The following is a 14707-nucleotide window of genomic DNA, read 5'->3' on the forward strand; positions in this document are numbered from 1 at the left end:
TGAGCAGAACATCGTCTTTAACCACATAATGCTCTCTAGAAAAAACTATGAACCAATACATAACCCTGGATACCCAGGACGGCAGTTTTCAATCCTATGTGGTTCGCCCAGATGACCTGCCAGCACCAGCGATTGTTGTCATTCAGGAGATCTTTGGTGTCAATGCTGACATCCGAGACACCTGTCACGAACTTGCTTCGCAAGGATATATCGCCGTGAGTCCAGACTTGTTCTGGCGAATGGAACCAGGCGTTGATATGACAGACCAATCCGAGGCTGAATGGAAAAAGGGCTTTGCTCTCTATACAGCTTTTGATTATGACGCTGGTGTCACAGACATTGCTTTAACAATGGAGATGGCGCGATCGCTGCCCGGTGCCAACGGAAAAGTTGGATTAATGGGCTACTGCCTTGGCGGTCTGATGACCTTTATCACAACAGCACACAAGGGTGCCGATGCTTCCGTTGTCTACTATGGTGGCAGCATGGAAAAGCACCTGGACGAAGCCACCAACATCAGGAATCCACTGCTGGTTCATTTAGGAGAAGAAGATGAGTACATCTCCAAAGAGGCTCAAAAAGACATCATCGAAGCCCTGAAGGACAATGCGTCTACTCAGGTATTTACCTATCCAGGTTGTAAGCATGCCTTTACTCGACACCGTGGCATCAACTACGACAAGGATGCAGCCACCCTGGCTAACGGTAGAACCGCTGACTTCTTCAAGTCACACCTCAAATAGGGAAATTTTGTTTCGCTTTTAATCGAGGGAGTTAGAGCGATATCACCCTTGATAAACTGACGGACTAGTTTGCAAAGGGCATTGTATGCGATCGCATCAGTGAGGAAATTATCGCTTCGACATTCAATGAGATCAACAAACACAAAGGAGAGCACGTTATGAACCAATTTACCCTCAAAAACGGGATACGCCTGCTTCTGCTCGTCACACTCTTTTTAGGAACCACGATTATCACTTCTTTAGGAGCCACCATGAATCCTGCAAGCGCACAAGATATCAAGCCCACCATCGTCCTTGTCCATGGCGCTTTTGCTGAGTCTTCCAGTTGGAACGGTGTATTGTCTCAACTGATTCCGAAAGGGTATCCAACGGTTGCTGTCGCGAATCCTCTGCGTGGAGTTCAAAGTGATGCAGACTACGTCGCCAGCGTCCTCAAGGGTATCGAAGGTGCCATTGTGCTGGTTGGGCACTCCTATGGAGGTGCGGTGATTACCAATGCGGTCAATGACAACAGCAACGTGAAGGCACTGGTCTACGTTGCCGGTTTTGCGCCTGATACAGGCGAGACTGCCGCTGAACTCTCAGGGCGTTATCCCGGAGGCACACTCGGACCAACACTCGCGCCGCCCGTCGAGTTGCCTGATGGTGGCAAGGATCTCTACATTCAGCAGGACAAGTTCCATGCCCAGTTTGCCGCAGATGTGCCCGCCAGTGAAGCGCAGTTGATGGCGAGCACACAGCGTCCAGTCACAGAAGCCGCGTTGAACGAAGCCTCTGGTGCGCCTGCATGGAAGTCTATCCCGTCCTGGTTTATCTATGGCGATCGCGACTTAAACATTCCCGCTGCCGCACAGGCTTTCATGGCAAACCGTACTAACTCAAAGGAGACGGTTGCTGTGAGTGGTGCGTCACATGTGGTGATGGTTTCTCATCCAGATGCCGTTACTGAAATTATTGAACACGCGGCGATCGCTCAGTAAAACGTGTGGGTAATGTTTCAAAGCTGTGGATCTGAGACAAAATTAGAGATAGTCTAATTACCCTCATCCTACCCATGGTTTTAGAGCCGATTCACTGCCCCAGTTGTAATAACACCAACATCGTCAAACATGGAAAATCACCTGAAGGCAAACAACGATATAAGTGCCGCAACCGTGATTGCCCACGTTCTACGTTTCTATTGCAATACACCTATCAAGGACATTTACCAGAGGTTAAGCGCAAGATTAGCGACATGGCAGTGAACGGGAGTGGCATTCGAGATACTGCACGGGTGCTTAACGTTAGCCCAACAACAGTGATTGAAGAATTAAAAAAAAGAATGGTCTCTTGAATCAGTCAATCAACCGGTGTTGGAGCAAGTGGAGAACGGCTTAGAAGCGGTCATGGTGGTGAGGGTGGATGAGGTTGAAATGGATGAAATGTGGAGCTTTGTGGGGTTTAAAGAACAACAACGTTGGTTGTGGTCTGCCCTTGACCATCGAAGTGGCAAGATGTTGGCTTACGTGTTAGCACCGCATGAAGATAGTGCTTTACTGAAGCTCAAAGCGTTGTTGCAACCGTTTGGGTTAACTCACTTTTATACCGATGCATGGGGTGCTTATTTACGATTGCTTGACTCACATCACCACACGGTCGGTAAAGCAAACACACAGAAGATTGAACGCAAGCATTTGACGTTGAGGACACGGATTAAGCGATTAGCGCGTAAAACGATTTGTTTTTCCAAATCGATTCAGTTACATGACATTGTGATTGGATTGTTTATCAACCGATATGAGTTTGGGCGAACTATTTGAGTGATCCACAGATCTAGAACACTACCAGCCACATTCAGGACATTGCATTGATCTCACCCTGACTTCATATTCTCATTATGCAACGCCGAAAAAGTTATCGGTTTGGCGATTCGGATATGTAGTTTACATAGAAGTGAATGGCTTTACGAGAGATAGGGCTATGATCTGTAAAAAGGAACAATGATTGATGATAGATGAAACCTAATCGGGTCGAGGCAGCGGAATGAAATTTCTAGTGTTTCTCTTAACGTTGCTTGCATCCGCTGAACGTGATCGTTAGCAGACTCAACTAACACTTCCAAACATGAATTTGAGGCTCACACAATGAAAATTAGTGCCGTCCAGTTCCGCCCTGTTTCAGGTAACATCGTGTCGAACATGGCGAAGCATTTAGAATTCATTGAGCTTGCCGTTACCCAAGATGCTGACTTGATTTTCTTTTCAGAGTTATCTCTTACAGGTTACGAACCGCACCTTGCCAAGTCATTCGCATCCAGCAAGAGTGCTCCCTGCCTCGACATATTTCAGCAGTGTAGTGATAGACACAATATTATAATCGGAGTAGGCTTACCCATCTCGACAGGATCTCAGGTGCAGATCGGCATGATTTGGTTTACACCAAACGCACCTCGTCAGACCTATGCAAAGCAGCAGTTGCACCCTGACGAGATCTCTTTCTTCGTGCAGGGTGATAAGCAACTTATACTCAGAACAGCTACCCACATATTTGCTCCAGCAATCTGCTACGAATCACTCCAGCAAAGTCACGCCGATCACGCTGCCAATCTAGGCGCAGACGTTTATCTGGCGAGTGTAGCCAAACCTGCGGGCGGAATGGCTAAAGCCATGCTGCATTATGCTGCGATCGCTCGACAGCACAAGATGTACGTGCTCATGGCTAATTGCATCGGACCATGCGATAACTTTGTTAGCGGTGGACAGTCGGCTGTCTGGAACAAGCAAGGAGAATTGCTCGTGCAGATGGATAGCGAATCGGAGGGGATAGTAATGATGGATACGATTAGCAACCAAGCAGCCTGCCTGCGATGCATGACACTGTAGCCCTGAGAACTGCAACCGAACTGGTGGGAGCGGAGTTCTGTTTTGAGGGAGATCACTACCCTCTGATGTTGCCGCCATTGGAGGGTGAGGGGACTGAGGAGAGCCAGGCTCAACGATTAGAGCAGATGAGCCGCAAGACCCAGTTGTGGTGTGATGAGGTGCCGTTTTGAGGAGTGAAGGGGGCGATCGCTTGGGGAAGGGCATTGCAGATGACTCCCTCTGTTGCCCTGTGTACCTTAACAGCCTGTGCCTTTACGGTCTTTTGGGGTGGAGGAGCGATCGCCTGAGTTGTTCTGGGCAGTGGAAGTGAGGGTGATGAGCAGATCTCAGAGCACGTTTGAGAGGAGGAGCGATCGCAGTGATAAACCGATTCATTTTTACCCTTGAGTGATTGTTAGTTGAAAAGCTTTAGAGTTCGTTGGCTTTCTCCGCAGCCAGTGTTTTAACGCTTGTTGTCATCCTAAAGTGTCTAGTTGGCTAGAGAGTCAAGCCTGTTAAATCTTCTCATCGACAACATGAATTGAGTGCGATCGCATCCATCGCTCTCGAATTTTGCCAATCACAATGTAGAGAACTGGCACAACAAATAGGCTCAGAAATGTAGTGACAAAGGTGCCCCCAAAGACGGCGGTGCCTAAAGATAGACGACTGGCTGAACCTGCTCCGGTGGGAAACAGCATTGGGTAAGCACCTAATAAAGCGGCGATCGCAGTCATCAGAATGGGACGCAAACGATCTTGAGAGGCTTCAATAATGGCTTTGGTGAGGGGTAGCCCTTGCGATCGCAACTGGTTGGCAAATTCCACCATGAGGATCGAGTTTTTGCTGGCGAGTCCAACCAGCATCAATAAACCAACTTGACAATAAATGTCGTTATACAACCCACGCATCCATTGCACCGATAATGCACCTAATACGGCTAAAGGAACGGACAGCATGATGATCAGCGGATCAACAAAGTTGTTGTATTGAGCCGCGAGAACGAGGAAGACGAAGAACACCCCTAAGCCAAAGATGAGGGGGGCTTTCCCACCAGATTCCAATTCTTCTAACGAAATCCCAGACCACTCAAATCCCATGTTGGCAGGAATGACCTCAGCCGCCAGTTGCTCCATGAGTTTGATCGCTTGCCCAGAACTATAGCCGGGAGCCGCAGCCCCGTTAATTTCAATGGCCCGATGCAGATTGTAGTGGTTAATGGTTTGCGGTCCTGTGGTGGATGTGATTGTCACCAGATTGCTGAGGGGAATCATTTCTCCCTGGTGCGATCGCACATACAACTGACCGATATCTTCTGGATTGGAGCGAAACTGCTGGTCTGCCTGGACATAAACCCGATAGGTGCGACCAAAGGCGTTGAAATCATTGACATAGCGGGAACCAATGTAGGCTTGTAATGTACTGTAGATTTCCTCAACGGGCACCTGGAGGGCTTCTGCTTTATTGCGATCGACCTCAATTTGTAACTGCGGGGCATTAGCGGTGTAGGTGCTAAAGACTCCCTGTAATCCAGGGGCTTGGTTGGCACGAGTCAGCAGTTCCATCTTGATGTGATCGAGCGTGCTGATGTCGCTGTTGCTCCGGTCGCCCCGATCCTGCAACTGAAAGACAAACCCTCCCGTACTGCCCAGGCTGGGAATGGTGGGAGGATTGACTGCTAGGACTGGCGCTTCGGGAATGCCCATCAACGGTCCCTGTACCCGGCTCAAGATCGCAGAGACGGATTGTTCTGGCGATTGCCGTTCATTCCAGGGTTTGAGTGGAGCAAACATTAATCCTCGATTGGGCGTATTGCCGCTAAAGCCAACGCCGCCCATCGCAAACGTGCCTTGAATCTCTGGCTCTTGGAGTAAGATTTGCTCTGCCTGGGTAACAATCTGCCGCGTGTAGTTGAGGGATGCGCCATCGGATGCCTGAATCAGGTTGATAAAGTATCCCTGGTCTTCCTGTGGCAGAAATGCTTTGGGGACTTTCAGATAAAGCCCTACTGTCAACACCAGTGAGGCAATGAACAGCAGCATCACCACTTGTTTAAATCGGGTGAGAATTTGGAGCGATCGCTGATACCTCCGTCGTAGCCAGTTGAGAAACCCATTGATTCGCTTGGCTAACCAACCGAGAATGCCATGGGGTCTTTCCTGTTCCCGTAATAGGAGTGCAGACAGGGCGGGGGTGAGGGTTAAGGCATTGAATGTAGAGATGGCGATCGAGAAGGTAATGGTTAGAGCAAATTGCTTGTAGAGTTGTCCTGCTGTTCCCGGCAAGAAGCCTACGGGAATGAAGACTGCCATCAGTACAATTCCACTGGCAATGACTGAGCTAAATAACTCTCGCATCGCTTCTGCGGTGGCTCGAATGGGACTTAAGCCCTTCTCTTGAATCAATCGAGTTACATCTTCTGCAACCACAATTGCATCATCCACTACCATTCCTGTTGCCAGTGTTAGACCAAACAACGTGAGACTATTGAGCGAAAAATCAAACAGTTTGACGAAGGCAAATGTACCAATCAATGACACAGGAATAGTTACAGCAGGAATGATAGTTGTTCGCCAGTCTTGCAGAAAAATGAAGATGACTAGAATCACCAAACCGACGGATTGGAAAAGCGTGATCACAACTTCTTGAAAGGAGGCTTCAACAAAGCGAGAGGAATCGTAGGGAATCTCGTAGGTTAAACTCGGTGGAAAGTTTTGTGCCAGTTCCTGCATCTCTGCTTTGACGGCTTTCGCAATCTCCAAAGCATTACTACCCGGAATTTGGAGAATCTGGTAGCCAACGGCGACATGTCCTTTGTAGCTGGCAAACGTACTGTAGTTTTCGGCTCCTAATTCAGCCCGTCCGACATCTTTTAGCTTGACGGTGGTTCCATCCGAATTGGCGTTGAGGATCAGGTTTTCAAACTCACTGGCTTCTTTCAAGCGACCATCGGTTTGTAAGTCGATTTGATACAGTTGTCCATCGGGGGTAGGGGGTTGTCCAATACTGCCAATCCCTAACTGTAAATTTTGTTGGTTCAGGGCAGTAATCACATCCTGAGCGGTCAGGCTACGGCTGGCTAACTGTTGGGGATCAAGCCAAATTCGCATGGCATAACGGCGATCGCCAAATGCAACAACCTGACCCACACCTGGAATACGCCGCAGGGAATCTAAGACATACAAATCCGCATAGTTGCTAATAAAGGTGTCGTCGTAGCGGTCATCTTCGCTGTAAAGTGCCATTGCCAGAACGATCGCACTGGATTGTTTAGAAACCGTCACCCCTGTTTGTTGCACAACTTCGGGTAACTGAGGTTCCGCTTGCAGCACTCGATTCTGTACATCCGAGTTCGCTACATTCAGGTCATACCCTTGCTGAAACGTGATCACAATCCGACTGGTGCCATCGTTACTGCTGGTGGAACTGATGTAGCGCATCCCTTCCACCCCATTAATTTGCCGCTCTAATACGGTAGTCACAGTATCTTCAACGACTTGAGCACTAGCACCGACATAGTTTGCACTCACCACAATTTGCGGTGGACTAATATCAGGGTACTGCTCAATTGGTAACGCTGGAATGCTGATCAGCCCAACAATGAGAATGACCAGGGCACAAACGATCGCAAAGACGGGTTTCTTGATGAAAAAATTGACAAACATAAAACTACTCCAGCGCGATCGCCATTCCTTCTCTCAATGCAAATAGATTGGACGTAATTACCTTCTCTCCTGGCTCCAATCCGCTCAGGGCTTGGTATTCGTTGTCCTCAATGCCGCCCAGTTCTACTAATCGTTGCCGCGCCACAAATCCGGTTTCTGAGGGTTCAGCTACAAACACAAAGGTTTCTCCACCTAAACGGGCGATCGCAGTCGTGGGCACTTGCACTCCAGTTCGTTGATTTTGGACAACACTGGTTCTGACAAACTGATCGGTTCGCAGTTGTCCATTGGTGTTATTAAGCAGAGCTTTTACCAAAACAGACTGAGTTGCACCAGCCGTATTGGGGGCAATGAAGACGATCTGACTCGTTCCTAAACGATTTCCCTGCCCGTCTGTCACATCAACTGAACTACCCATCCGAAGACGTGATGCCTGTTCCGCTGGAACTGAAAAATTGACTTCAAGTTGATCATTTTCTGCAATGGTGAGCAGCGATGTAGACGTATCCACAAAATCTCCTATCTTCACAGGAATGTCGCCCACCACACCTGCAAACGGAGCTGTAATCTGGAAGTACTGAAGCTGTACCTGCTGTTCTTGAATGCGTGCCTGTGCCTCTTGAACGGCTTTCTCTGCCCGAACCACAGATGCGCGTTGCGCCTGAATCTGTTGATCAATGGCTTGTAGGCTGGCTCTGGCAACCTCCAACCGACTGGCGTATTGATCTCGCGTTTGGGCAGAAACCGCTCCTTCACGGGCAAGTGATGCATAGCGATCGTGTTCAACCTGGCTCAATTCCATCTCTGCAACTTTGGATAACCGCTCTGCTTGCAGCGATCGCAACACCGCATTGGCATTATCCACATTCGCCTGTGCTGAAGCCACACTCGCATAGGCACTGTTGACTACCGCTTGCTGTTCAGACGGATCGATTTGAATCAACACTGCCCCAGCCCCTACCCGTTGTCCGGGAGTTACGAGAATGCGGGTAATTTGACCTTGAGTGCGGGGACGTAGTGTGACAGAACGGCGAGATTGCAGATTAGCGACAAATTCTGACCGCTCCTCAATTGTTTCTGCCTGTAATGTGATGGTTTGCACAGGCATCGGAGGCTGTTGCGCCGTTGCAGTGGATTGATCCACTGAAGCCAGCCCACGCCACCAGGCAAATCCGCCACCACCCAATAGCAACATCATAAGGAGTAACCAGAAGGGCACTTTCCATCCTGCTCGCTTTGGCAGGGGTTGAGCAGCATTCTGAGCAGACATTGAAAGTTCAGATGATTTCATGGTTTACCACCGCTCAATCAAAAGTGGATTGACATAATCAGACATACTTTCAACGGACTTGGGTTGAGCATAGTAATGCTGATCAATCCAGGCACGAACTTCTTCTTCAGATAGGGCATGAAAGCGAGTTCCCGTCAGCGGATCATCAATCACCCACCAGGTATTGCCGTTGCGATCGGTCTTCTGCCAAATGAATGGCTCTGAACTGCCTATCAGGGCATGGGCGATCGCTCTTGCTGCCTGATTTAACCATTGATTAGCGTCCTCAAATCGGAGTCGAAAGCCATCAGAATTGTTAGAAGGTATCCATTCTTGTGCCTGACGAGTTTGAAACGGATCAGAATGTGGACTGGGAACAATTGTCATTGGGGAATCTCCAGTATTTAAATGTTGAAATTCTGTAGTGTGAAATTGGAGTTCAGCAGTGATTGGACTCTCCCTTTCACTGAAATTCAGCGTAGATTCTCCGGCTAACTGGAGAGTCAATAGAAATAACAAAAAATCTATGACAGTCTTCAATCAGTTATGAAATGAGTTGAGGGAGGTGACGCAGGCTTAGCCTGCGTCACCTCCCTCAACTCATTTAGGATTGCTATATGAAACGATTTAAATTCGTTCAAGTATTGGACAAATTGTTTCTTCAGGATGTTCAGGAATACTTTCCCAACCTGACAAAAGACCACTCAGTTCTTGTCTCAGAACGTGTAGCTGTTGAATTTGCTGTTCAATATCTTGCAGCTTATCTTCTAGCTTCACCTTGATATGGTTGCAGGGTAAATCACCTTGGTCACGGACATTCAAAAACTCTCTAATCTCTAGCAGCGTTAAACCAAGACTTTGAGCACGTTTGATGAACCGCAAGCGACCAAAAACATCTGAACTAAACAACCGATAATTACCTTCCGTGCGACCAAAGGTTTTCAGCAAACCCAACTCGTCATAGTAGCGAATGGTTTTGATGGGTAGACCACTCTCTTTCGCGACTGAACCAATGCGTTTCAAGGTTTCTTGAGCTAACATGGCAACCTCACCAATGCGATAGTTTGATCCTAAACCCTCCAGTTAGCTAGAAAGTCAAGCCCTATTGATGTATTCTGCTCCAAGAGTTTAATAAGGCAAAGACATCGTATCCAGCATCCAGCAACTGACGAACGAGTAGACGACCAATCGCTTCGGTCGCTGCGGCAACAAAACTTTCATCATTGGTTCCCCTGAATACGGGTGATTCTATTCAGCAGGGCTGTACGGAATTGTTCTAAACTGTCGATTTGCTCTTCTGTTTCCTCCAGTTGAACTAATAGCAGTGCGAGAATTTTGCGATCGCCCTGTAGATGCAAAGCAGGTTGCCATTGTTGAGTTTGAGAAAGTAGGTTATTCATCGGCTCACTCCTAAAATGGGTTGGACTATTCATTACCAGGTCTTGGCTAACTCCATCAAACGGGCGATCGCAGTCTCGGTTGCTTGTTGCTGCATCTCGCCTCCCATTCCCTGATAGGGAACTTCAACATATTCCACATCCCGAATGCCCAGGAAATTCAAGATGAACTGGAGGTAGGGCACACAAAAATCCATTGCGCCTGCTGGTGTTCCGGGGGCATAGCTGCCAGCACGGGAACTGATAATGAGAGATTTCTTTCCGGTGAGTAAACCATTAAAGGATGCAGTATCGCGGTTATATTCGACGGTTCGACCCACGCGAATAATATTGTCAAAGTAGGCTTTGAGATGGGCGGGAATTCCGAAGTTATACATGGGAACCCCAAGTACAATGCGGTCGGCTGCAAACAGTTCGGCAATTAAGGTGTCTGATTCCGCTAGCAATGCCTTTGTCTCTTCCGTTTGGTCAGGTGCTGGTGTTAGGTTGGCTGCAACCCAGTCAGAGGTGATCAGGGCAGGCGGCTGTTGTCCTAAATCTCGCAATTGGTGCTGAGCTTCAGGATGAAACGACTGCCACTGGTAAATGAACTTGGAAGCAAGGGGACGAGAAACGGAACGATCTTGACGAACACTGGACTGAATTTCTAACAGTTGCATGGCACTTCTCCAATGAGGATGACTAAGTACAAAACTGGTTGTGAACCGGATCTACTTGGAATGTTGACGATCGAGTTGAGTCAGAGCGATCGCCACAATTAACACAGTAATCGCGAAGACTCTAGAGAAATTGAGCGGATGAGTTGGAACACCAAACCAACCAAACTGATCAATGTCAGTTTTTGTTGGTGTTTGATACGAATAGCAGGTAACACACCTTAGTCTCTGTGTGTTTGTATCAGATTTAAGCGACTGCCTTCTCAGGATTAAGGTGCTGAGGTGCATGAACTTCAATCACCCCGCGATTCATCTTCATGCCACACATAAACTCATATTCGCCCGGTTGCTCTGGTGTAAACTCAACCGTCGTGGTTTCGGGTTCAAGGTTAACGGCGATCGCAAAGTCTGGAATCAGCAACTGGTCGTAGCAGTGGCTTGGATTTTGGCGATCGAACTGCAAGCGAACCGGATGTCCTGCTTCAACGATAACTCTTTTGGGTTGATAACCTTTAGCAACCGTGACCGTTGCTTCTTGAATACCTGTAGGTGTCATGTTTGCTTCAGTGCTAGTTGCTGGACTGATGGTAGGTTCAGCAGGATGATGGATTGAAGCAACCGAAGGAGTGGTTTCAGGGACAGTGGCAACGGTTGCTGTTCGATCTCCGGCTTGGACTTCGACTACACCTCGGAACATATTCATGCCGCAGGTGAACTCGTACCTTCCAGGTTTGTCCGGTGTGAAGTCGATCGCGGTTACTTGATTGAGTGGTAGATCTTGCGCGATTCGGAAATCAGGAAATCTGATCTCTTCTAAGCAACTGCTGGGATCTTTGCGATCGAAATTCAACCGTACAGGTTGCCCTGCTTGCACCACAATTTGACTCGGCTCATAACCGCCGTCAACCGTAACCGTAACCTCTTGAATGCCCCCTTGCGTTGAAGCTTTCCGCGATTTTGGCTTGCTCAATAGAAACCACCAAAGCTCTAAGCCAATTAACCCCAACCCTCCAGCCGTTACGGTTCCTTTCAGCCATAGCGGTTGGTCAATTCGTTGAAACTCTCCAGTTTGTTTCGTTTGTTCCATGTGATGTTCGTCGTGGGGTGTTTGAGCGAATGCTTCCCCAGATGTGATTCCTAACAAAATACCGAATGCTGTGAGACTTCCGAGCATTGCAGACTGCTTGAACATTTGAATTTCTCCTATACAACTCCGAAGATAGTTCCTGAAATCACGCCAAGTAAAAATCCAATTCCTGCTAATGTGCTGAAAAATGTGATGTGAGTAAACATGATGATTTCCTGGAATGAGGTGATTGGTGATGGTAATGGGCAATAGATCGGACTCTGATTACCAATTACCCATCACCCATTAGCGAACACTGGCAGGCTTAAAGTTGCGTAACCGTAACGCATTCGTCACCACTGAAACCGAACTAAACGCCATTGCTGCACCCGCAATGATTGGACTGAGCAACCAGCCAAAGATGGGATAGAGAATGCCTGCGGCGATCGGGATGCCAGCTACGTTGTAAATGAACGCGAAGAACAGGTTTTGCTTGATGTTGCGAATCGTGGCACGACTGAGTTGAATCGCTGTCACAATCCCTTGCAAGTCACCAGAGATGAGTGTGATGTCACTGGCAGCGATCGCCACATCCGTTCCCGTTCCAATCGCAATTCCGACATCCGCTTGAGCTAGCGCAGGGGCATCATTAATGCCATCCCCCACCATTGCCACCACTTTGCTTTCCGACTGGATACGTTCAACGGTTGCTGCTTTTTGATCCGGGCGAACTTCCGCAAAGACTCGTTGGATTCCGACTTCATGGGCGATGACATTGGCAGTTCGTTGATTGTCGCCTGTGAGCATCACGACTTCTAAGCCCATCTTTTGCAAAGTGCGAATGGCGTTGACAGAGGAGGGTTTCACGGCATCAGCAATGCCCATAATGCCCTCTGCTTTTCCATCCACTGCAATCCAGATGACAGTCTTACCCAGATATTCCAGCTTGTCCCACTGTTGTTGTAAAGCACTGGTATCAATACCTAATTCATTCATCCAACGGTGTGTACCGATTTGAATCCAGTGGTCAGCAACATAGCCTTGAACACCACTTCCGGCGATTGCCTCAAACGCCTGTACATTGGCTAACTCTGCTCCTTGAGCCTGAGCATATTGCACCACTGCTTCTGCTAAAGGGTGTTCAGAGTTGCGTTCCACCGATGCCGCTAGACGCAACAGTTTGAGTTCGTTGCTGTTGGCTGTTCCATTCACAGTGACGTAATCCGTCACTGTGGGTTTGCCCTGGGTGATCGTGCCTGTTTTATCCAGAACGATCGTTTGCAGTTTATGGGCTAACTCCAGGCTTTCTGCACCTTTGATCAGAATGCCATTCTCTGCGCCTTTTCCAGTGCCGACCATGATGGACGTAGGAGTCGCTAAACCGAGCGCACAGGGGCAGGCAATAATCAGCACGCCAACGGTGGTAATCAATGCCATCGTCACATTCCCCATGATGTTAAACCAGAGAATGAACGTGAGAATGGCGATCGCAATCACCGCAGGTACGAACCATCCTGTTACTTGGTCAGCAAGTCGTTGAATCGGAGCTTTTGAGCCTTGGGCTTGCTGCACGAGTTTAACGATTTGGGCGAGGAACGTATCTTTCCCGACTCGCGTTGCCCGGAACTGGAAACTACCTGTTTTATTGATCGTAGCTCCGATCACTTCATCACCCGGTTGCTTTTTCACAGGTAGGCTTTCACCCGTCACCATTGCCTCATCGATCGTGGAAGAGCCTTCCACAATTTCACCATCCACCGGAATTTTTTCACCAGGGCGAACGAGGATGATATCTCCGAGAACCACTTCGGCGAGCGGAACATCCACCTCTCGACCATTGCGAATGACTCGTGCCGTCTTTGCCTGCAATCCCATCAGCTTACGAATCGCTTCTGAGGTTTGTCCTTTGGCACGGTTTTCCAGCAATCGTCCGAGTAGAAGCAATGCAATGATGACCGCAGCCGCTTCAAAGTAAACATCCGGTCGAAGTCCTTGAGCTATGAACCACTGAGGATTCAAGGTGGGGAAGAGGGAGTATAGATAGGCGGTTCCTGTTCCAACGGCGACCAGGGTATCCATCGTAGCAGTATGGCGTTTCAAAGCTTTCCAGGCATTGATAAAGAAGCTACTCCCTGCCCAGAACAGAATTGGAGCCGTGAGGATAAGCTGAAGCCAGGGATCGTGCAGCCACATGGGAATGAAGGGAATGGGTAAGCCCGTCATCGCAGGCAGCGAACCAATCACCAGAACAGCACTGATTACACCACTCACCCATACACGACGGGTTAATTTTTGATTCTCAGCCTGACGTTCTCGCCGTTCAGCATCATCTTCAGGAGCCAGCACATCATCCTGAATGGGCAGAGCCGAATAACCTGCTTCATCCACTGCTTCCTGGATCGTCGCAACATCTGTTTTGCTTGGATCGTAGGAGACTGCGGCTTGTTCCGCTCCAAAGTTGACGCTGCACGCTTCAACCCCAGGAACAGAACGAATTGCTTCTTCAATGTTGTTGGCACAGGAGGCGCAACTCATGCCTCTCAGTTTTAAGGTTGTGTTTTCCATGTAAACCTCCTATGCGATGGTATAGCCAGCATCGACAATGGCTTGTTTGATGGCTGTCTCTGCGGCTTGCGTTTCGACGTTGACCTGTTTTGTTTTGGTGTCTGCTTGAACCGTAGCAGTAGGGTCGATCGCCTGAATTGCTTTGGTAATCGTGTCGCTGCAAGCTGAGCAAGCCATGTTGGGAACTGTGAGTTGAAGAGTCATGATTGAAATCTCTGAATTCGCTATGACTCTATGTTGGAGTGTCTAGCCGACTGGAGAGTCAAGGGGCAGTAGAAAAAATTAAGTGAATCCATTCAACTTATTTAGAAACGAACAAACCCTGGGGTCTATTGCTAGATCAACCAGGGCTAAAATTCTGTTACTTGACCGCTTCTGTCATCTAGCTCAATTGATAATACGCGCTAGTAGTCCACCAAAGGAACTTTGCCTAGTTTAGCGGGTACTGATAAACTGACTCAAAGACTGGAGGGTGTATGAGCCAGAAGAAATATATCGTAAACTT

At 48.4% G+C, this 14707-nt stretch carries 15 protein-coding genes and 1 pseudogene; 6 read left to right on the plus strand and 10 right to left on the minus strand.

Annotated elements, in window-relative coordinates:
- Positions 1 to 47: 47 nt before the first annotated feature.
- From H6G89_RS31520 to H6G89_RS31540, 6 genes are all read left to right on the plus strand, one after another.
- On the plus strand, positions 48 to 743 hold the full coding sequence (locus tag H6G89_RS31520) for a dienelactone hydrolase family protein (protein WP_190513971.1): 696 nt from the start codon (positions 48 to 50) through the stop codon (positions 741 to 743).
- A gap of 158 nt (positions 744 to 901) precedes the next feature.
- Positions 902 to 1723: an alpha/beta fold hydrolase gene (locus H6G89_RS31525; protein ID WP_190513972.1), complete on the plus strand. Its 822-nt coding sequence runs from the start codon at positions 902 to 904 to the stop codon at positions 1721 to 1723.
- Positions 1724 to 1797: 74 nt separating this feature from the next.
- The gene (locus H6G89_RS34670; protein WP_199337047.1) at positions 1798 to 2076 is read left to right on the plus strand and encodes an IS1 family transposase; all 279 of its coding nucleotides are present in this window, start codon (positions 1798 to 1800) and stop codon (positions 2074 to 2076) included.
- A gap of 16 nt (positions 2077 to 2092) precedes the next feature.
- The gene (locus H6G89_RS34675; RefSeq protein WP_199337048.1) at positions 2093 to 2542 is read left to right on the plus strand and encodes an IS1 family transposase; all 450 of its coding nucleotides are present in this window, start codon (positions 2093 to 2095) and stop codon (positions 2540 to 2542) included.
- Between the two features lie 324 nt (positions 2543 to 2866).
- Positions 2867 to 3604: a carbon-nitrogen hydrolase family protein gene (locus H6G89_RS31535; protein ID WP_190513973.1), complete on the plus strand. Its 738-nt coding sequence runs from the start codon at positions 2867 to 2869 to the stop codon at positions 3602 to 3604.
- The gene (locus H6G89_RS31540; protein ID WP_190513974.1) at positions 3589 to 3774 is read left to right on the plus strand and encodes a hypothetical protein; all 186 of its coding nucleotides are present in this window, start codon (positions 3589 to 3591) and stop codon (positions 3772 to 3774) included. The genes H6G89_RS31535 and H6G89_RS31540 overlap by 16 nt, the downstream gene beginning before the upstream one ends.
- A gap of 324 nt (positions 3775 to 4098) precedes the next feature.
- Here H6G89_RS31540 and H6G89_RS31545 read toward each other — a convergent pair whose 3' ends face one another.
- The 10 genes and pseudogenes from H6G89_RS31545 to H6G89_RS31590 form a co-directional block, all read right to left on the minus strand.
- Complete coding sequence (locus H6G89_RS31545; RefSeq protein WP_190513975.1) at positions 4099 to 7248, minus strand: efflux RND transporter permease subunit; 3150 nt, start codon at positions 7246 to 7248, stop codon at positions 4099 to 4101.
- A gap of 4 nt (positions 7249 to 7252) precedes the next feature.
- Positions 7253 to 8539, minus strand: coding sequence for an efflux RND transporter periplasmic adaptor subunit (locus H6G89_RS31550; protein ID WP_190513976.1), 1287 nt, complete (start codon positions 8537 to 8539; stop codon positions 7253 to 7255).
- Positions 8540 to 8542: 3 nt separating this feature from the next.
- On the minus strand, positions 8543 to 8905 hold the full coding sequence (locus H6G89_RS31555; RefSeq protein ID WP_190513977.1) for a hypothetical protein: 363 nt from the start codon (positions 8903 to 8905) through the stop codon (positions 8543 to 8545).
- Positions 8906 to 9145: 240 nt separating this feature from the next.
- Positions 9146 to 9559 carry a heavy metal-responsive transcriptional regulator gene (locus H6G89_RS31560; RefSeq protein ID WP_190513978.1) on the minus strand — a complete coding sequence of 138 codons (414 nt, stop codon included), beginning with the start codon at positions 9557 to 9559 and terminating at the stop codon, positions 9146 to 9148.
- Between the two features lie 179 nt (positions 9560 to 9738).
- Positions 9739 to 9918: a hypothetical protein gene (locus tag H6G89_RS31565; protein WP_190513979.1), complete on the minus strand. Its 180-nt coding sequence runs from the start codon at positions 9916 to 9918 to the stop codon at positions 9739 to 9741.
- Between the two features lie 32 nt (positions 9919 to 9950).
- Positions 9951 to 10574 (minus strand): FMN-dependent NADH-azoreductase, encoded by a 624-nt coding sequence (locus H6G89_RS31570; RefSeq protein ID WP_190513980.1) that lies wholly within the window; start codon positions 10572 to 10574, stop codon positions 9951 to 9953.
- Positions 10575 to 10697: 123 nt separating this feature from the next.
- Positions 10698 to 10859: pseudogene (locus H6G89_RS36510) on the minus strand (hypothetical protein); the annotation flags it as partial.
- The gene (locus tag H6G89_RS31580; RefSeq protein ID WP_190513982.1) at positions 10819 to 11763 is read right to left on the minus strand and encodes a cupredoxin domain-containing protein; all 945 of its coding nucleotides are present in this window, start codon (positions 11761 to 11763) and stop codon (positions 10819 to 10821) included. The gene H6G89_RS31580 and the pseudogene H6G89_RS36510, both read right to left, overlap by 41 nt.
- A gap of 180 nt (positions 11764 to 11943) precedes the next feature.
- Positions 11944 to 14202 (minus strand): heavy metal translocating P-type ATPase, encoded by a 2259-nt coding sequence (locus H6G89_RS31585; protein ID WP_190513983.1) that lies wholly within the window; start codon positions 14200 to 14202, stop codon positions 11944 to 11946.
- A 9-nt stretch (positions 14203 to 14211) separates the two neighbouring features.
- Complete coding sequence (locus H6G89_RS31590; RefSeq protein ID WP_190513984.1) at positions 14212 to 14406, minus strand: heavy-metal-associated domain-containing protein; 195 nt, start codon at positions 14404 to 14406, stop codon at positions 14212 to 14214.
- Positions 14407 to 14707 lie beyond the last annotated feature (301 nt).

This window comes from Oscillatoria sp. FACHB-1407 (assembly GCF_014697545.1).
In the GTDB taxonomy this organism is placed as follows: domain Bacteria; phylum Cyanobacteriota; class Cyanobacteriia; order Elainellales; family Elainellaceae; genus FACHB-1407.